At 44.8% G+C, this 18018-nt stretch carries 17 protein-coding genes; 15 read left to right on the top strand and 2 right to left on the bottom strand.

The features are described 5' to 3' along the window. Positions 1 to 79: 79 nt before the first annotated feature. From WKT17_RS07370 to WKT17_RS07355, 4 genes are read left to right on the top strand one after another with little or no spacing between them, the layout of a single operon-like run. Positions 80 to 1600 carry an ABC transporter ATP-binding protein gene (locus WKT17_RS07370; RefSeq protein WP_173748651.1) on the top strand — a complete coding sequence of 507 codons (1521 nt, stop codon included), beginning with the start codon at positions 80 to 82 and terminating at the stop codon, positions 1598 to 1600. After that, complete coding sequence (locus WKT17_RS07365) at positions 1600 to 2685, top strand: ABC transporter permease (protein WP_291683198.1); 1086 nt, start codon at positions 1600 to 1602, stop codon at positions 2683 to 2685. The genes WKT17_RS07370 and WKT17_RS07365 overlap by 1 nt, the downstream gene beginning before the upstream one ends. After that, complete coding sequence (locus WKT17_RS07360) at positions 2685 to 3632, top strand: ABC transporter permease (RefSeq protein WP_173748647.1); 948 nt, start codon at positions 2685 to 2687, stop codon at positions 3630 to 3632. The genes WKT17_RS07365 and WKT17_RS07360 overlap by 1 nt, the downstream gene beginning before the upstream one ends. 20 nt (positions 3633 to 3652) lie before the next feature. Continuing rightward, the gene (locus WKT17_RS07355) at positions 3653 to 4612 is read left to right on the top strand and encodes a biotin--[acetyl-CoA-carboxylase] ligase (RefSeq protein WP_291683199.1); all 960 of its coding nucleotides are present in this window, start codon (positions 3653 to 3655) and stop codon (positions 4610 to 4612) included. 41 nt (positions 4613 to 4653) lie between these two features. On the opposite strand, the gene WKT17_RS07350 is transcribed toward WKT17_RS07355, so the two are convergent. Next, the gene (locus WKT17_RS07350; protein WP_291683200.1) at positions 4654 to 5145 is read right to left on the bottom strand and encodes a VanZ family protein; all 492 of its coding nucleotides are present in this window, start codon (positions 5143 to 5145) and stop codon (positions 4654 to 4656) included. A 198-nt stretch (positions 5146 to 5343) separates the two neighbouring features. Here WKT17_RS07350 and thyA point away from each other — a divergent pair, with 198 nt between their 5' ends. Continuing rightward, positions 5344 to 6195 (top strand): thymidylate synthase, encoded by an 852-nt coding sequence (gene thyA / locus WKT17_RS07345; protein WP_173748641.1) that lies wholly within the window; start codon positions 5344 to 5346, stop codon positions 6193 to 6195. Between the two features lie 14 nt (positions 6196 to 6209). Continuing rightward, a complete protein-coding gene (locus WKT17_RS07340; RefSeq protein WP_173748639.1) occupies positions 6210 to 6701 on the top strand; it encodes a dihydrofolate reductase in 492 nt (163 codons plus the stop codon). Positions 6702 to 6755: 54 nt separating this feature from the next. Here the strand turns inward: WKT17_RS07340 and WKT17_RS07335 are convergent, their stop codons facing one another. Beyond that, positions 6756 to 7817: a LacI family DNA-binding transcriptional regulator gene (locus WKT17_RS07335; RefSeq protein WP_294541880.1), complete on the bottom strand. Its 1062-nt coding sequence runs from the start codon at positions 7815 to 7817 to the stop codon at positions 6756 to 6758. A 221-nt stretch (positions 7818 to 8038) separates the two neighbouring features. Between WKT17_RS07335 and WKT17_RS07330 the strand changes: the two genes are divergently transcribed. The 9 genes from WKT17_RS07330 to WKT17_RS07290 all read left to right on the top strand — a co-directional run bounded on the left by WKT17_RS07330 (position 8039) and on the right by WKT17_RS07290 (position 17938). Then, positions 8039 to 8863, top strand: coding sequence for a glucosamine-6-phosphate isomerase (locus WKT17_RS07330; RefSeq protein ID WP_291683201.1), 825 nt, complete (start codon positions 8039 to 8041; stop codon positions 8861 to 8863). A 2-nt stretch (positions 8864 to 8865) separates the two neighbouring features. Further along, positions 8866 to 10041 (top strand): N-acetylglucosamine-6-phosphate deacetylase, encoded by a 1176-nt coding sequence (gene nagA, locus WKT17_RS07325; RefSeq protein ID WP_173748632.1) that lies wholly within the window; start codon positions 8866 to 8868, stop codon positions 10039 to 10041. Continuing rightward, positions 10032 to 11183, top strand: a complete 1152-nt coding sequence (locus WKT17_RS07320) for a class II fructose-bisphosphate aldolase (RefSeq protein WP_173748630.1) — start codon at positions 10032 to 10034, stop codon at positions 11181 to 11183. The genes nagA and WKT17_RS07320 overlap by 10 nt, the downstream gene beginning before the upstream one ends. 264 nt (positions 11184 to 11447) lie before the next feature. Beyond that, complete coding sequence (locus WKT17_RS07315) at positions 11448 to 12245, top strand: ABC transporter permease (protein ID WP_173748628.1); 798 nt, start codon at positions 11448 to 11450, stop codon at positions 12243 to 12245. Next, a complete protein-coding gene (locus WKT17_RS07310) occupies positions 12221 to 13012 on the top strand; it encodes an ABC transporter ATP-binding protein (protein WP_173748626.1) in 792 nt (263 codons plus the stop codon). Before WKT17_RS07315 ends, WKT17_RS07310 begins: the two co-directional genes overlap by 25 nt. A 59-nt stretch (positions 13013 to 13071) precedes the next feature. After that, positions 13072 to 14133, top strand: coding sequence for an ABC transporter substrate-binding protein (locus WKT17_RS07305; RefSeq protein WP_291683203.1), 1062 nt, complete (start codon positions 13072 to 13074; stop codon positions 14131 to 14133). Between the two features lie 234 nt (positions 14134 to 14367). Then, the gene (locus tag WKT17_RS07300; protein WP_330026543.1) at positions 14368 to 15546 is read left to right on the top strand and encodes a diphosphate--fructose-6-phosphate 1-phosphotransferase; all 1179 of its coding nucleotides are present in this window, start codon (positions 14368 to 14370) and stop codon (positions 15544 to 15546) included. 48 nt (positions 15547 to 15594) lie between these two features. Further along, positions 15595 to 16431 (top strand): triose-phosphate isomerase family protein, encoded by an 837-nt coding sequence (locus tag WKT17_RS07295; RefSeq protein ID WP_173748620.1) that lies wholly within the window; start codon positions 15595 to 15597, stop codon positions 16429 to 16431. A 19-nt stretch (positions 16432 to 16450) separates the two neighbouring features. Next, entirely contained in the window at positions 16451 to 17938 is a 1488-nt protein-coding gene (locus WKT17_RS07290; RefSeq protein ID WP_173748618.1) for a lactate racemase domain-containing protein, read from the top strand. Positions 17939 to 18018: the final 80 nt, after the last annotated feature.

Raw genomic sequence — 18018 nt, 5'->3', positions numbered from 1 at the left:
GTGCACTACTTCTTTCTCTGATACAATGAATCAGTATGCGATGTGAGAATTCAACAAAAGAAATGAGAGGTGACACGAGTTGGCTTTGGAAAAGAAAGAGAATGCCATTGAGCTTCAGGGAATTACCAAAACCTTCGGAAGTGTTGTCGCCAATGACCATATTAATCTGGAAGTACGCAGAGGAGAAATTTTGGCGCTTTTAGGTGAAAACGGATCCGGTAAGACAACGCTTATGAATATGATTTCGGGAATTTATCACCCTGACGAAGGCGTTATTAAAGTAAATGGGAAAGAGGTAACCATCAACTCTCCCATGGATGCAGGAAAACTGGGAATCGGTATGATTCATCAGCATTTTAAGCTGGTAGATGTATTTTCAGCCATGGATAATGTGGCTATGGGAATGGAAGGGAAACGAGTAAAGCCAAAAGAATTAAAAGAACGTCTTTTAAAACTGACAGAAAAATACGGACTGGAAGTAGAACCGGAGAAAAAGATTTACAATATGTCTGTCAGTGAAAAGCAGACCGTAGAGATTCTGAAAGTATTGTACCGTAATGCAGATATTCTGATTCTGGACGAACCTACTGCCGTGCTGACTCCCCAGGAGACGAAAAAGCTGTTTGCCATTCTGCGGAAGATGCGGGAACAGGGAAGCGCTATTATCATTATTACCCACAAGCTGAACGAGGTTATGGAAATTAGTGACCGGGTAACTATTCTCAGGAAGGGTCAGAGTATTGATACAGTAAATACCTGCGAGACCAATGAAAAACAGCTGACAGAGCTGATGGTGGGACGCCCTGTGACACTGGAAATCCAGCGCCCGAAATGTGAAAATGTGTTTACCAGACTGAAAATCGTAGATCTTTCTGTGAAATCTGCAGACGGAACTATGGCTGTAAAGGATTTGAGTCTGGAAATCAAGGCCGGTGAAATTCTGGGTGTGGCTGGTGTGGCCGGCAGCGGACAGAAGGAACTATGTGAAAGTATTGCAGGGTTGATTCCGGTAGATAAGGGAGCAATTCTGCACAATAAAGAGAATATTGTGGGAAAAAGTCCAAGAGAGATTGCCAATCTGGGAATCAGTCTGGGATTTGTGCCGGAGGATCGTCTGGGTATGGGACTTGTGGCGTCCATGGGTATGGTAGATAATATTCTTCTGAAAACCTACGACAAAAATAAAGGGATTTTTATAGACAGAAAACCAGCCAGAAAGATGGCTGAGGAACTGGTGAAGAAGCTGGAAGTGGTAACACCCGGTGTGGATACTCCAGTGCGGCTGATGTCAGGAGGAAATGTCCAGAAGGTGCTTCTGGGGCGGGAAATTGAGTCAAATCCGTCTGTTCTGGTGACAGCTTATCCTGTCCGGGGACTGGATATCAACTCTTCTTACACGATTTATGACCTGCTTAACGAGCAGAAGAAAAAGGGCGTTGCCGTGCTGTTTATCGGAGAGGATTTGGACGTGCTTCTGCAGATTTCTGACAGAATCATGGTTATGTGCCACGGGGAAGCTACGGGAATTGTAGATGCCAAGACAACCACCAAAGAAGATTTGGGACTGATGATGGCAGGTAAGAGGAGGGAAGAAGCATAATGGAAAACAGCAGAAAAGAACCCCTGATTCGTATTGAGAAGAGAAGTGAGAGACCCCATGGCCAGATTATCCGTCTGCGTCTGCTCTCTGTTCTTCTTGCCATTGTGGCAGGGGGATTGTTCATACTCTTTATCGGATATAATCCATTTTCCGTATACGGAACCATTGTATCCGGTGCATTTAGAAGTACTATGGCCTTTCAGGCAACTATTAAGCTGATGGTGCCTCTTCTGATTCCGGCTCTTGGTGTAACGCTGGCCTTTAAGATGCGGTTCTGGAATATCGGTGCAGAAGGACAGATTATTATGGGGGCTATTTTTGCCACCTATTTTGCTCTGTTTTGCTGGGATTTTCCGCACTGGCTGCTGATGATTTGCATGTTCCTGGCCGGTATGCTGGGCGGCGCTTTGTGGGGGCTGATTCCGGCACTTTTCAAGGCGAAATTTGATACCAATGAAACACTGTTTACACTGATGCTGAACTATGTGGCTTTGTATCTGATTTCTTTTTTGCGTGACGGCCCGTGGAAAGACCCAAATTCTTCAGGATTTCCGAAAATTGCCAGATTTGGAGAAAATGCGCAGCTGGATAAAATTTTCGGCGTACATGCAGGCTGGCTGATTGGTCTTGTTCTGGTGGTTATTGTTTTTATTTATCTGAAATTTACAAAGCAGGGATATGAAATCGGTGTCGTAGGGGAAAGCCGGGCGACAGCCAACTATGCGGGAATGAATTATAAAAAGATTGTGCTCCGTACCATGGCATTTTCCGGAGGAATCTGCGGGATTGCCGGTATGGTACAGGCCAGCGGTTCTGACCTGACACTGACCACATCTGTAGCCGGAGGCGTAGGTTTTACGGCTATCATTGTGGCATGGCTGGCACAGTTAAATCCAGTAGGAATTCTGGTGGTTTCTTTCCTCTTTGCGGTACTGGAAAAGGGAAGTACCGTTATGCAGTCTGCTCACGGCCTGTCTGCTTATTCCGCAGATGTGCTGCAGGGAATCATTCTGTTCTTTGTACTGGGCTGTGAATTCTTTGTACGGTATAAATTTGTGACACGCAGGAAAGGAGGACATGCATAATGGATTTCTTTGTAAACTTTTTCGTAGCAGCAGTTCTTGCGGGAACACCTCTGCTGTTCGGAATTCTGGGAGAAATTATCAATGAAAAAGCAGGACATCTGAACCTGGGTGTGGAAGGGATGATGTCCATTGGTGCCGTAGGCGGATTTGTGGTGGGATACTGGACAGACAATCTGGTGTTTGCCTTGATTGCAGCCTTTGTGACCGGTATGCTGGGTGCGCTTATCTATGCGGTTCTGACTGTTACCTTTATGGCAGACCAGAATGTGACCGGTCTGACGCTTACCATTTTCGGCATTGGTTTTAGTAACTTTGTAGGTGATTTTGTAAGGGAAAAGAGCGGAAGCACCTCTTTAAAGCTGCCGGAAGGAATTCTGGACAGTCTGGGAAAGGTGGAGATTCCTTTCCTGACCGATATTCCGGTACTGGGAAAACTGCTTTTTAACTATAATATTTTTGTGTACCTGGGTGTGGCTGCGGCTATTCTGTGCGCCATTTATCTCCATAGAACGAAAGCAGGTCTGAATGTCCGGGCGGTAGGCGAGAATCCGGCGGCAGCAGATGCAGCGGGAATTCCGGTTACGAAACTGAAATACCTGAATCTGATGCTGGGCGGCGGCTTGTGCGGTATCGGCGGTGCTTACTGTTCTATGATTATTTGTAATGGTGTGTGGGTGACAAGCTGCGTAAACGGACTTGGATGGATTGCGGTGGCTTTGGTTATCTTTGCAACCTGGAATCCCAACAGAGCTATTTTGGCAGCCTTGGTATTTGGCGGTTTCAGCGTTCTGAAATACTATGTACCTCAGGTGATTCCAAGCTCTATTTTTGACATGATTCCGTTCCTCATGACGATTGTGGTGCTGGTTGTGACCTCCATTCGCTTCTCTAAGGAGAATGCGCAGCCGAAATCCTGCGGTGTGAATTATTTCCGTGAAGAGCGGTAAAAGAAAGTAAGGGAAGGCAAATGTCTACGAAATCAAAGCTTCTGGAGTTGTTGGAAAGTCAAAAAGGAACTTATCTTTCGGGAGAGGAACTGGCGCGGCAGCTTCAGGTGTCCAGAGCCGCTGTATGGAAAGCAGTGAAAACGCTCCGTCAGGAGGGGTATCAGATTCAGGCGGCAACAAACAGGGGATATGCGCTGAAGCAGGAAAACGATATCCTTTCCAGAGAAGCTGTCCGTTGTTTCCTGGAGCACCAGGAGGCAGAGGTGCAGGTCTTTCAGGAAATTTCTTCTACCAGCAGGGTCATGAAACAGTTAGCGGTGGAGAAACAGCTGCCCCATGGGTCTCTGGTGGCAGCCAACAGCCAGACAGAAGGAAGAGGCAGAAAAGGACGAAAGTTCTATTCGCCTGAAAGCAGCGGGCTGTATCTCAGTGTGCTGCTTTATCCGAAAAAGACACTGCGGCAGAGCCTGGAGATTACGGCAGCAGCTGCGGTGGCTGTGTGCCGTGCGGTGGAAGGGTGCTGCGGGGTTTCTCTGGGCATTAAGTGGGTCAATGATTTGTATCTGCAGGAAAAAAAGGTGTGCGGAATTCTTACAGAAGCTGTCACGGATTTTGAGACAGGAGAGATAGAGTTTGCCGTAGTGGGAATCGGTCTGAATCTCTATGAACCAAAGGAGGGATTCCCGGAAGAAATTCGCCGGAAGGCAGGAGCGATTCTGGAAAGAGGAGTTCGGACAGACAGAAACCGACTGGCAGCCTGTATTGTCAATGAACTTTTAAAAGAAGCAGAAAAGCCAGGCATTTCTCCAGAATATCGACAGAGAAATATTGTGCCGGGAAGACAGATAAAAGTCTTTGGAAATCAGGAGTGTCGTGTGGTAAAGGCAGAAAAAATTCTGGAGGATGGAAGACTTCTTGTAACCAATGGACAGGGAGAGAGAGAACTTCTGGATTTTGCAGATGTGTCCCTGGAAATTTAAAAAATAAAAAAGGAACTGTTGGCGGGACAGTTCCTTTTTTATTACCTTCTTTTAGAAGGCGTAAAGCTATGACAGAAAATCTGGACGAAAATAATACCAAACAGCGCCCCGGTACTGTCGATAAGGACGTCTCGCTTGGAAGGTCCCCGTCCGGCAACAAAGGACTGGTGGAATTCATCTGTGCAGGCAAATCCTGCGGACAGCAGTCCGGCCAGAAGAAAGAGCCAGAAGCCCCGGACTCCGTATACATACAGAGGGAAAGATATACATATGGCCAGAATGCAGTATTCTGTCATGTGAGCCAGTTTTCGTACCGGCAGTTCAATTTTGTCGGCATAGGTATTTTTGCTTTCTTCAGACAGATTTTTATCCAGAATCCGGTCTGCTGCGGATACAATCTGATAACTGATTTCATGGCTTAAATTTCCGGACTCTTTGCCGGTTTGGCTGGAAAAGCTGAAAATGAGATACATCATGGCAATGGCCGGAAGGAAGGAAAATGGTTTCAATAAATAAATAATCAGTTTTTTCATCTGTAAAGGGCTCCTTTCTGAATCGTAAAAAGTAAAACACACGTTGAAGAATTTATTGTTAAAGCGTATCATTTTTTGCAGGATTTGTAAAGTTCAGAAGCTTTCCGCCGGGAGACGCTTTTGTTTTTTTGTATAGCAAAAGACAGGAGAATAGGGTATAATAAAAAGCATGAGAAAAGCAGAAGAAAGGAAACCAGTATGAGTTTAGCAGATAATTTGTTTATTTCCATGTGCCGTGACATCCTGGAAAACGGAACTGATACACAGGGAGAAAAGGTGCGCCCCAAATGGGAGGATACAGGCGCTTATGCTTATACCATTAAGCGTTTTGGAGTGGTAAATCGTTACGATCTGCGCAAGGAATTTCCGGCGCTGACTTTAAGAAAAACAGCATTAAAAACCTGTATGGACGAAATTCTCTGGATTTATCAGAGAAAGTCCAACAATATTCATGATTTAAACGCCCATATCTGGGATGCGTGGGCGGATGAAAACGGCTCTATCGGAACCTGCTACGGAGATGTGGTGGGCAGAAAATTTCTGTATAAGGGCGAAAAAATTGACCAGATGGACTATGTATTAAAGCAGCTGAAGGAGAATCCTTACAGCAGAAGAATTATGACGAATCTGTATCAGTTTGAATATCTGCACAGCGGCGGCTTAGACCCTTGCTGTTACAGTATGACGTACAACGTTACCAAAGAAAAGAACAGCGAGAAGCTGGTGCTGAATGGCGTGTTAAACCAGCGTTCCCAGGACGTGCTGGCAGCAAATAACTGGAATGTGTGCCAGTATGCGATTCTTCTTATGATGGTGGCTCAGGTCAACGATATGATTCCCGGAGAACTGGTACATGTGATTGCGGACGCCCATATTTATGACCGACATGTGGACATTGTGAAAGAACTGATTTCCAGAGATACCTATCCTGCGCCAAAGGTTTCTTTGAATCCGGAAATCAAGGATTTTTATGCGTTTACCACAGCAGATTTGATTGTGGAAAATTATCAGGCAGGACCACAGATTAAAAATATACCTATTGCAGTGTAAGAGAGGAGAACAGTATGAATCTGATTGTAGCGGCAGACGCCAACTGGGGCATTGGAAAAGAGAATAAACTGCTGGTAAGTATTCCGGCGGATATGAAATTTTTCCGTACCACAACCACGGGAAATGTGGTGATTATGGGAAGAAAAACATTGGAGAGTTTTCCGGGAGGACTTCCATTGAAGAACCGGGTGAACATTGTTCTTACAAGGGACAAGAATTACCGGGTAAAGGATGCCATTGTAGTGCACAGCGTGGAAGAAGCTCTGGAAGAAGTGAAAAAATATAAGGAAGACGTTTACGTTATCGGCGGGGACAGCATTTATAAACAGATGCTGCCTTACTGCCACAAGGCTCATGTGACAAAAATTGATTTTGCCTACGAAGCAGATACCTTTTTCCCAAATCTGGATGAGGATAAAGAGTGGAAAGTGACTGAGAGAAGCGAAGAACAGACGTATTTTGATATTGAATACGAATTCCGGACATATGAGAGAGTGAAAAAATAAAAAACAGCAGAAAGCTGCAGGAGAAAAACGCCATTGCAGCTTTCTGCTGTTTTTTTACCTTGGGGGCATTTGCAGAAAGGTTTTCCCGTTTCGTGCAGGCTTTGCGCAGGTGTCCCGTTTGGCAATGTGGAAGGGCAGAATTACTTTCAAAGGAATTCTGTGTCCGCCGTTAATCCGGTCAATGAGAATCTTGGCAGCCAGCTGTCCCATTTCTTCTGTGGGAATGTGTACGGTGGTCAGCATGGGAGAGAGATACTGGGCGGTTTCGATGTCATCCACACCAATGATAGAAATATCTTCCGGAATCCGGTATCCTTTTTCCCGGATGGCTTTGATGGCCCCGATGGCAGTATTGTCATTGGCACAGAAAATGGCCGTTATGTCGGATTTGGCTTCCATAAGATGATAAGCTCCCTGGTAGCCGCCTTCGTGGGAAAGTTTTACGTTTGCTGTATTTTTCTGTAAAAAGGGCAGATTCAGGGATTTTAAAGCCTCCTTGAAAGCCGTATAGCGGATTTCGTTGTTCTGCTCTCCGATATAGCCGATTTTAGTATGCCCCAGTTCATGGAGATAGGAAATGGCGCTGTAGGTAATCTCTCTTCCATCGCATACCACCTGGTCGTATTTGCTTCCCATGGGGTTTAGTCCTGCATATACAATATGCTTATAATGTTCTGTGAAAAATTTCAGCATTTGTTTGTCATAACGACCCAGAATCACGGCTCCGTCGGCAGGAGAATTAGCTACCCGGGCGGCAACCTCCGCATTAGCAATATCAAGAGCAGTGAAAGAATGTTTGATGAAAAAGTTGCTTTTAAAAGCTTCCTGCTCAATGGCCTTGGCAATATGCGAGAAAAAAAGGTCGGAAACTGCGGTTTCTCCTCTTGCGTAAATACAGGAAATCGTTTTCGGCAAAGAGGTGATTGCAGCAGGTGCTTTTGTCCCCATTTTCAGCGCCCGTGCAGAAGTATTGGGCGTATAGCCGCTCTCCCGCACAATTTCCCAGATACGTTCCTGAACTTCAGGGCTTGCTGCTTTTGTGTTTTTTTGATTAATAACACGGGAAACCGTGGATATGGATACGTTTGCTTTTTGGGCGATTTCTTTTAAAGTCATATTCAAACCTCACAATACAAGAGTTAATAGATAAGCATATTATAACTGAAATGACGGATTATGACAACAAAATATAAGACAACGTTTGCTTAAATAGAATATAAAAACAAGGGGCTTTTGGGAAAGGTTTGTTGAAAATGTATGGTGCTTATCGTATAATCGGAACTACAAAGATAAGATTTATAGTACAATGACCAATCGTATGGAAAGGAAGAACTGATATGAGACATGCATATTACAGCTATACCAGAGAAGAACTTTTAAGCAATAACCCGAAACTTCCTGTGCTGGTTATGGAAAACAATGAAGCGGTGTTTCGCTCTATGGCAGAGGAAATGGCAGAGGAAATCAAGTCCCACAACGAAAAAGGGGAAAAAACAGTATTTATCTGCCCCGTAGGCCCGGTAGGACAGTATCCGTTTTTTGTGGAAAAGGTAAATACGGAAAAAATCAGCCTGAAAAATGTATGGTTCATCAACATGGATGAATATCTGGAGGACGACAAAAAGTGGGTGCCGGAAACCCATCCGTTAAGTTTTCGAGGCTTTATGAACCGTGAAGTATATGGAAAAATCGAAAAAGAACTTTTGATGCCGGAAGAACAGAGGGTTTTCCCGGATCCGGAAAATTTGGGATACATACCGGAATTGATTGAAAAGCTGGGCGGTGTGGATATTTGTTTTGGCGGTATCGGTATCAATGGTCATGTGGCGTTCAACGAAGCAGACGCTTCTATGAGCAAGGAAGAATTTCTGGCGCAGAAGACCAGAGTGCTGGAGATTACAAAGGAAACCAGAACTGCAAATGCCATTGGAGATTTTAACGGTGCACTGGAAGATATGCCTCATTACTGTGTGACCATTGGTATCTGGGAAATTGCCCATGCAAAAAAAATCAGACTGGGATGCTTCAGAAACTGGCACAGAGCAGTGGTACGCCGTACAGCTTACGGAGAGGCAACTTCTGATTTCCCGGTATCCCTTCTTACCGGACATCCGGACATTAATCTGAAGATTACAGAGTTTGTAGCTGCACTGGAGGGATAGAGATGAAAACCTGGATTACCGGCGGATATGTATACCGATATGAAAAACGCCGCCTGGAAAGAAAAAATCTCTGTATGGAAGATGGGAGGATTACCAGAATCTGCAGCCCGTCTGAGAAAATTACAGATGGAATCATCCATGATGTCAAAGGCAATGCGGTAGTTCCCGGCTTTATCGATATTCACACCCACGGCGGCTGCGGCTTTGACGTCAATGCAGCTTCCAAAGAAAAATTTCAGAAAATCGGTTATTTTTTTGCACAGCAGGGAACTACAACCTGGCTTTGTTCGATTTTGACCGATACCAAAGAACAAACGGAAAAGGTCATTGCAGAAGTGCTGAAGCATAAAGAAGACCACGAAAACTGTGCAGATTTGCTGGGAATTCATCTGGAAGGACCTTTTTTATCCGTGGAATTTAAAGGAGCCATGCCTGAATCCCTGCTTCGGGGGGCGGATATAGAGCTTTTACGGGAATATCAGGAAAAAGCCCGGGGGAACATTCGGTATATTACAGTATCGCCGGAGGTAGAGGGAATTCCGGAATCCATTCCTGAAATCAGAAAGCTGGGCATAACCGTTGCCATCGGTCATTCCGGAGCGGATTATGAGACGTCAAGAAAATGTATTGAAAACGGAGCCGAAGCCTGTACCCACACCTGCAATGCCATGAAGCTGTTTCATCAGCATTTCCCTGCAATTATGGGGGCTGTGCTGGAAGCGGACGATGTATACTGTGAAACTATCTGTGACGGAAGACATCTGCACCCGGGCAGTGTCCGTATGATTTTAAAGGCAAAAGGCCATGACAGAGTGGTAGCTGTGACTGATTCTATTATGGCCGCAGGACTTCCGGACGGAGCGTACAAGCTGGGAGTCAATGATGTGATTGTGGAAGACGGAGATGCCAAACTGCCAAACGGTGTCCGGGCCGGCAGTACGCTGACTACGGGAACAGCTCTGAAGCGGCTGATCGAATTTACGGGAGAGTCTATGGAAGACGTTCTGCCGCTGCTTACCATGAATCCGGCCAGACTGATACACGCAGAGGAGCATATTGGCAGTCTGGAAGTGGGAAAAGACGCAGATATACTCATTTTAGATGAAAATTACAATATTCTGGAAACTTTTGTAAAAGGAATGAAAATTGAAAAACAGGAGGAATCATCATGCCATTAATACCATTGAGACCATTGTTGGAAACCGTTGACAAATATCATTTTGCCCAGGGGGCTTTTAATGTAAATGCAGTGGCACAGGCAAAAGCAGCCATTGAAGTACACGAAATGTTCCGTTCCGCAGCAATTCTGCAGGGGGCGGATTTGGCCAACGGATTTATGGGAGGACGCACAGATTTTCAGAATGCTACCCTGGAAGATAAAAAAGTAGGCGCAAAAAATATTGCGGCAGCAGTAAAAAAATACGCAGAAAATTCACCTATACCGGTTGTTCTGCACCTGGACCACGGCAAAAATTTTGATTCCTGTGTGGCAGCCATTGAAGGTGGATATACGTCGGTTATGATTGACGGTTCTTCCCTTCCTTTTGAGGAAAATGTGGAACTGACCAGAGAAGTGGTAAAATATGCCCATGAAAGGGGCGTATCTGTAGAAGGAGAATTAGGTGTACTGGCCGGCGTGGAAGACCATGTATTTTCCGCCACCTCTACTTATACCAATCCTTTAAAGGCAGTGGAATTCTTTCGGAAAACAGGCTGTGATGCCCTGGCCATTTCCTATGGAACTATGCATGGGGCTTCCAAAGGAAAAGGTGTAAAGCTGAGAAAAGAAATTGCTATTGCAATTAAAGAGTGCATGATGCATGAAAATCTCTTTGGAGTTCTGGTATCTCACGGTTCCTCTACAGTACCCGGATATATTGTAGAGGAAATCAATGCACTGGGCGGAAATATTCAGAATGCACATGGTATTTCCATTGAAGAACTGAAAGCTGCCATTCCCTGTGGCATTGGCAAAATTAATGTAGACACGGATATTCGTCTGGCTGTTACCAGAAATATGAAAGAATATTTCGCACAACATCCGGAAAAGAGAAACAGTCCGTCTATTGGAGGCGTTTATCAGCTGCTGGAAGAGAAGAGAGAGCAGTTTGACCCAAGAGCCTTTCTGCCGCCAATTATGGATACGGTTATGTATGGAATGGTTCCGGATAAGGACAGGGCGGAATTGGTAGAAGTGATTGAGAAAGGTGTAAAAGAAGCTATCGGAACTTTGATTGTAGAGTTTGGTTCTTACGGAAAAGCACCGCTGGTGGAACAGGTTTCTCTTGAGGAAATGGCAGAACGTTATAAAAGAATGTAAAAAATAGAGTCAAAAGTGCAAAATGCACAGAAAAATGTGAGGTTTGGGCAGCGCAAAAAAAGGCGCTGCTCAAATTTTTATGCTTTTTTGCTATCTTGCGCAATGTTTTACTTTAATAAAACACAAAAATAAACAAAACAATCAAACGTTTGCTTAAAATACAGTTGAAACAAAACCCTATATAGGGGATAATGTCAATAGAAAAACAAATAAGAAATGTGTTTTGGTGCGAAATACCGAAACGAAAGAAAGCGGAGGTTTAAAATGGGGAAAAAAAACAAGGGCGGTGCTGATTTTATTAGCAAAATACCAAAAGGGATATGGCTGTTTATTTCATTTATCGTTGCCATGCTTGTATGGACGCTGTTATCTGTGACGCCGCAGACAGCAAGATGTTTTCCAAATGCGGTGAAAGTAGTGGAGTCCATAGGATTAATGCAGGGAGAAAGAGGAATTTTGCTGCAGGATATCGGAAGCAGTTTGATTTCCGTATTCTGGGGATTCCTTCTGGGATTTGTGATTTCTGTGCCGGTAGCCTTTCTGATGGCCTGGTACAGACCGGTACGGTTTATTCTTGAGCCGTGGATTCAGTTTATTAGAAATATCCCGCCATTAGCATATGTACCGTTGGTTGTTATTGGTGTTGGTGTTGGACGTACACCGCAGATTATCGTTATCTGTCTGGCCACTTTCCTGATTATGACCGTTACGATTTTCCAGGGTGTTATCAATGTGGATGAAACGTTGATTAAGGCGGCAAGAGTATTGGGAGCCAATGATGCCCAGCTGTTCGTGAAGGTTATCTTTCCGGCTACGACACCATTTATCATTACGGCAGTAAGACTTGGTATTTCTACTGCACTGACGACTCTGATTGCGGCAGAGTCCACCGGAGCCATTGCAGGTCTTGGTATGAGGATTAAATCTCTGGCCAACTCTTATGAGACAACACCTATGCTGCTTTACATCATCATTATTGGTGTAATCGGTATGATTGCAGAAAAAGTTCTTAAATTCTTTGAAAGGAAGTTAACAGGATGGCAGGAAAAGAGGGAAATATAAAGGTAAGTATTCAGGGCATAGAGAAAAAGTACAATACCCGTAAGGGAGAGGTAGTTGCTCTGAATGGTGTAAATTTTGATATTAAAGAAAATGAATTTATCTGTGTAATCGGGCCGTCCGGCTGTGGAAAATCCACCCTGTTAAATATTATTGCCGGACTTTTAGAGCCTACAGCCGGACAGATTCTGGTAGACGGCAAACCGATTCAGGGAACCGGAACAGACAGAGGTGTGGTATTTCAGCAGTATGCGCTGTTTCCGTGGCTGACAGTTAAGAAAAACGTAGAGTTTGGTCTGAAGTTAAAGGGACTCTCCAAAGACGAATGTGACAGCATTGCCATGAAATATCTGAAAATGGTAGAACTCGAAAAATTCGCAGATTCTTATCCAAAGGAATTATCCGGCGGTATGAAACAGAGGGTTGCGATTGCAAGAGCTTATGCCATGAATCCGGAAGTACTTCTCATGGATGAGCCTTTCGGCGCTTTGGATGCACAGACCAGGACGCAGCTTCAGACAGAGTTATTAAAAGCATGGCAGGAAGAGAATAAAACCTGTTTCTTTGTAACGCATGACATTGAGGAGGCCATTGTACTGGCTACCAGGGTAGTGATTATGAGTGCCCGCCCGGGACGGATTAAAGAAGTGGTGGATATTGATATTCCATATCCGAGAGACCAGGAAACAAAAATGAGCGAGCGTTTCATCGAGCTGAAAAACCATATCTGGGGTCAGGTATACCAGGAATACCTGGAGGTTAGAAAATAGGACTTACAAGGGGCGACCTGTGAGAACATAAAAACTATATTTTTAAGGAGGATTTTTTCATGAAGAAGAAATTATTGGCAATGGTACTGGCAGCAGCGACTGCAATGACAATGTTGGCAGGCTGCGGCGGTGACGACAAGGCAGCAGGCACCAAGGACAACAAAGAAGCGTCTGCAGATGCAGGGGAGAAAAAAGAAGAGTCCAAAGAACTGGACAAGGTAAAAGTGGCTTACATGCCGAATTACGCTTCCTTATGGGTTGTTACCACAGCGAGAGAAAAAGGATTTTTTGAAGAAGAAGGCATTGAAGTAGAACTGACAAAGTTTGATGACGGTCCTACAGAAATTGCAGCTATGGAATCCGGTTCTATGGACGTGGCTTATATCGGCCCTGGCGCTCATACACTGGCAATTCAGGGAAATGTAGACGTATTCTGCTTCCAGCAGTTGGGTGATGCAGACTGCGTGATGGGGCTGAAATCCCACGGTGTAAATTCCCTGGAAGACTTAAAGGGTAAAAAAGTAGCGTATGCTTCCGGTACATCTTCTGAGACAATTTTGCTTCGCGCTCTGAACTCTGTAGGACTTACTATGGACGATATTGAACCATACAACATGGAAGTTACCAACATGCCAAGTGCTATGATTTCCGGTTCCATTGACGCCTGTGCTCCATGGTCACCGAACACAAAGGTTATCACAGATGAGTTAGGCGATGACGCACAGATTTTCGTAAGCAACGCAGACTTCTCTGACATTGCAGCAGACCCGGCAAGCTGGGTATGTATGCCGGAATATGCAGAGAAGAACAAAGACCTGCTGGTAAGATACACAAGAGCATTGTATAAAGCCATGGACTTCGGTGCAAAAGAAGAAAACTTTGAGGAAGTTGCCGGATATGTGGCAGATGAAACAAAAACAGATGTAGAAACGGCTATGGGTCAGACAACAGACGGTGCATGGATTACTTCCGAAGAACTGTTGAAAGAAGTTGGTGACGGAACCGTTGCAGGATACTATGAAATTCAGCAGAAAAACTTCCTGGATGCAGGAAAGATAAAAGAAGAAGTTCCAGTTGAAGACTATGTACTGTTTGACATTATGGAAGAGGCAGGAAAATAAGCTTCCAAACTTGTCAGGTGCAGCTGTAGGAAAAACAGAGGATTGAAAATTGGGGGAGGGGCTGCCGCGTTTGTTGTATACAGAAAATTACAGAAAGCGGCAGCCCCTGTTTTTTGTCATATGGAAAACACGTTTTTCCCTGTGCCAAAGAACTTCCCGAAATATGGAAAAGAAAAATTCTGTGTTTCAAAGGGAACTCCAAATTTTATAGAAGATTGAGAAAGGAAAAGAAGCATGGCAGAGAATTTACTGATTGTACATGGAGGCGGGCCTACGGCAGTTTTAAACGCTTCTCTGTACGGGGCAATCAAAGAAGCAAAAAAATACGGAAAGCTGGAACATATTTACGGAGCTGAAAATGGAACGGGAGGTGTTCTGGAAGAGCATTTTCTTGCATTAGAAAATGTGCCGGAAGAAAAGCTGGAACTGCTTCTGCAGACTCCGGGAACTGCCATTGGAACGTCCAGAGACCCTATCTGGCAGGAGGACTATGAAAAAATGGCAGATATTCTGGTAAAGAGAGAGATAAAATATGTGCTCTTTAATGGAGGCAACGGTACGATGGACACTTGCGGGAAACTGCATAAAACCTGTCAGGCCAGAAATCTGGATATCCGTGTTATGGGGATTCCCAAGACTACAGATAACGATATTGCGGTGACAGACCACAGTCCCGGTTTTGGAAGTGCAGCCCGCTATATTGCAGCCTGTACGGAAGAATTGTGTGCGGATGTGCGTTCCCTGCCAATTCATGTAGTGGTGATGGAGGCTTCCGGTAGAAATGCAGGCTGGATTACGGCATCCAGTGCGCTGGCCGGGGAGAAAGGATACGGACCGGATTTGATTTACCTTCCGGAGCGTCCTTTTGATGAAGAACAGTTTATAAAAGATGTGGAAAATAGGCTGAAAGAGAAAAGCGGCATTGTGGTAGTGGCCAGTGAAGGGCTCACAGATAAAGAGGGAAAACCCGTTGTCAAACCGGTTTTTAAAACAGAACGGGCTACGTATTTCGGAGATGTGAGTTCTCATCTGGCTAACCTGGTGATTCAGAAGCTGGGGTATAAAGCCAGAGGAGAAAAACCGGGGCTTCTGGGCCGGGCATCCATTGGTCTGCAAAGTCCGGTGGACTGTCAGGAAGCGCAGCTTGCGGGAGAAACAGCATGCCGGGCTGCCCTTGATGGAGAGTCCGGGAAGATGGTGGCATTTAAACGGACTTCAGAAAATTCATATCATATAGAAGCGTTTCTGGTGGATATTGATGAGGTTATGATGTATGAGAGGACCATGCCGGAGGAATTTATCAATGAAGAGGGCAATGGTGTGACCGGGGCCTTTCTGGACTGGTGCAGACCTCTTATCGGAGAAGAACTTCCGGATATGGTATCGTTTAACGGATTTTATGGAAAAAAGTAAAAGCGTGTTTCGTTCGGTTTGAAAAGGGAAACACAGAAAGGAAAAAAGATGAAACATATTTATCTGAATTTAAAGAGATTTGATGTGCCTGCAGAGTTGGGCGGTGTAAACCGGATTGCGGATGTTCGGGAATGGGGCAGTTATATAGTAAAGGAAACACAGGAAAAGCTGAAACCTTATGCAAAAGAGGATGTGGAGTTTGCTATGTTTTTCCCTGAAATTCACCTGTTCTCCGCTATTGGGGCAAAGACAGAAGAAAGTCCGGTTCAGGTGGGCTGTCAGGGAGTATTCCGGAATGACGTACAGCCCGGTGGAAACTTCGGGGCCTTTACAACCGGAAGACCGGCAGCAGCGATGAAAGCGGCGGGCTGTGAAGCCGTGATTATCGGACACTGTGAGGAACGGAACAACTTAAATGGGATTCTGGCAGAAGCCGGATGTAAAGATACCAAAGCCGTGAACCGTATTTTGAATCAGGAAATCAAATGCGCGGTAGCTCAGGGGCTGAAAGTTCTGTACTGTATTGGGGAAAAGAGCGAAGAACAAGAGCAGTGGCAGGAAGTTTTGGGAGAGCAGTTGGAAATCGGACTGCAGGATGTGGATAAATCCATGGTAACCATTGCCTATGAACCGGTTTGGTCCATTGGACCGGGCAAAACTCCGGCAGATAAAGAATATATCACGAAGATTGCCAGATTTGTCAAAGAAAAGACAGCGGGCATGGATATGGTATACGGAGGCGGGCTGAAGCAGGACAATGCAGCCATGCTGGCTTCTATACCGGAAATCGACGGCGGACTCATTGCTCTTACCAGATTTCAGGGTGAAATCGGTTACTATCCGGAAGAATATCTGGAAATCATCGGTCTTTATATGAATGCATAAAATCAGGAGGAATAAGGTTATGAAATTAGAATTTGAATACGGACAGGGAACTATGGCAGCAGAACTGCCGGATAACACAGACATTTTTATTCCGGGTGAAACGGTAAAAGACCCGGACTACATACCGGAAGACAAATTAAGAGACGCTTATCTCACAAGTTTGGCGCATCCCATCGGCATGCCTACACTGACAGAACTGGCTCATAAGGGCAGTACCGTTACCTTTGTAGTTCCGGACCGAGTAAAAGGCGGGGAACAGGCGACCAGCCACAGAAAACTGAGTATCAAATATATTTTGGAAGAACTCTATGCAGCAGGTGTGGAAAAGAAAGATATTTTATTCATTATCTCAAACGGTCTGCACCCAAGAAGTAAGGAATCTGACGCAAAGGCTATTTTCGGAGAAGAATTGTTCCATGAATTCTGGCACACAGGACAAATTATCAGCCACGACAGCGAAGACCAGGAGCATATGGTGAATCTGGGAACCACCAGAAGAGGGGACCCGGTTTACATGAATAAATATGTATATGAATGTGATATTCCGATTCTGATTGGTCATGTACAGGGAAATCCTTATGGCGGATATTCCGGTGGATACAAACACAGCGCAACCGGTATTACAAACTGGAAGAGCATTGCCAGCCACCATGTTCCGTCCGTTATGCACAGAAAAGACTTTACTCCTGTAAACGGAGGCAGTCTTATGAGAACGAAATTTGATGAGATTTCCATGCATATGGAAGAGAAAATGGGACATCCATTCTTCTGCTGTGACGCAGTCCTGGATACAAATTCCAGACAGATTGCGATTTATTCCGGTTATGCAAAAGAAATGATGCCGGAAAGCTGGAAACTGGCTGACAAGAGGACTTATGTACACTGGGCAGAGAAGAAATACGATGTTCTGGTATTTGGTATGCCGCAGAAATTCCATTACGGGGACGGCATGGGAACAAACCCGATTATGATGATGCAGGCTTTAAGCGCACAGGTACTGCGTTACAAACGTGTCATGAGTGATAACTGTGTTATCATCTGTTCTTCTCTGTGCAACGGCTTTTTCCATGATGAACTGTGGCCGTATTTGAGAGAAATGTATGATGTTTTCCAGCATGATTACATGAACACACTGCCGGATGTGAACCGCTATGGCGAGTATTTTGCTACAAACGAAGAGTATATCCGGAAATACCGTTTTACAAATGCGTTCCATCCATTCCATGGCTTTAGTATGATTTCCTGCGGACATATTGCAGAAATGAATACCAGTGCGATTTACATTGTAGGCGCACAGGAACCTGGTTATGCAAGGGGCATGGGACTGAAAACAAGAGCCACCTTTGAAGAAGCTCTGGAGGATGCCAAGAAGAAATTTGTTGGGGAAACTCCGAATATTCTGGCCCTGCCTCTGACCTTCAAAAAATCGGCAGTTCATCTGTGTATGAAAAATCCGGAAGAGGACTGTATGGATGCTTACGGACACTGTCATCCTTGCATGGGTTGAGAAAAGGCAGAGAGAAAGGGATAAAATAGGATAAATAATAGAAAGTGGGTTGTCTTTTATCGCTATGTGGAAAATTGTAA

Origin of the sequence: Blautia sp. HCN-20427 (genome assembly GCF_037890365.1) — a bacterium.
GTDB lineage: Bacteria > Bacillota > Clostridia > Lachnospirales > Lachnospiraceae > Blautia.
The sequence above is the reverse complement of the archived record's forward strand: the minus strand, read 5'-3'. Positions and strand labels throughout refer to the sequence as shown.

Excerpts from the sequence above, each read along its gene's own strand:
- WKT17_RS07295 (WP_173748620.1), top strand. The coding sequence starts at position 15,595 with ATGAAACATATTTATCTGAATTTAAAGAGATTTGATGTGCCTGCAGAG.
- WKT17_RS07350 (WP_291683200.1), bottom strand. The coding sequence starts at position 5,145 with ATGAAAAAACTGATTATTTATTTATTGAAACCATTTTCCTTCCTTCCG.
- WKT17_RS07320 (WP_173748630.1), top strand. The coding sequence starts at position 10,032 with ATGCCATTAATACCATTGAGACCATTGTTGGAAACCGTTGACAAATAT.
- WKT17_RS07365 (WP_291683198.1), top strand. The coding sequence starts at position 1,600 with ATGGAAAACAGCAGAAAAGAACCCCTGATTCGTATTGAGAAGAGAAGT.
- WKT17_RS07330 (WP_291683201.1), top strand. The coding sequence starts at position 8,039 with ATGAGACATGCATATTACAGCTATACCAGAGAAGAACTTTTAAGCAAT.
- WKT17_RS07290 (WP_173748618.1), top strand. The coding sequence starts at position 16,451 with ATGAAATTAGAATTTGAATACGGACAGGGAACTATGGCAGCAGAACTG.
- WKT17_RS07335 (WP_294541880.1), bottom strand. The coding sequence starts at position 7,817 with ATGACTTTAAAAGAAATCGCCCAAAAAGCAAACGTATCCATATCCACG.
- WKT17_RS07310 (WP_173748626.1), top strand. The coding sequence starts at position 12,221 with ATGGCAGGAAAAGAGGGAAATATAAAGGTAAGTATTCAGGGCATAGAG.
- thyA (WP_173748641.1), top strand. The coding sequence starts at position 5,344 with ATGAGTTTAGCAGATAATTTGTTTATTTCCATGTGCCGTGACATCCTG.
- WKT17_RS07355 (WP_291683199.1), top strand. The coding sequence starts at position 3,653 with ATGTCTACGAAATCAAAGCTTCTGGAGTTGTTGGAAAGTCAAAAAGGA.
- WKT17_RS07300 (WP_330026543.1), top strand. The coding sequence starts at position 14,368 with ATGGCAGAGAATTTACTGATTGTACATGGAGGCGGGCCTACGGCAGTT.
- WKT17_RS07340 (WP_173748639.1), top strand. The coding sequence starts at position 6,210 with ATGAATCTGATTGTAGCGGCAGACGCCAACTGGGGCATTGGAAAAGAG.
- WKT17_RS07315 (WP_173748628.1), top strand. The coding sequence starts at position 11,448 with ATGGGGAAAAAAAACAAGGGCGGTGCTGATTTTATTAGCAAAATACCA.
- WKT17_RS07360 (WP_173748647.1), top strand. The coding sequence starts at position 2,685 with ATGGATTTCTTTGTAAACTTTTTCGTAGCAGCAGTTCTTGCGGGAACA.
- nagA (WP_173748632.1), top strand. The coding sequence starts at position 8,866 with ATGAAAACCTGGATTACCGGCGGATATGTATACCGATATGAAAAACGC.
- WKT17_RS07305 (WP_291683203.1), top strand. The coding sequence starts at position 13,072 with ATGAAGAAGAAATTATTGGCAATGGTACTGGCAGCAGCGACTGCAATG.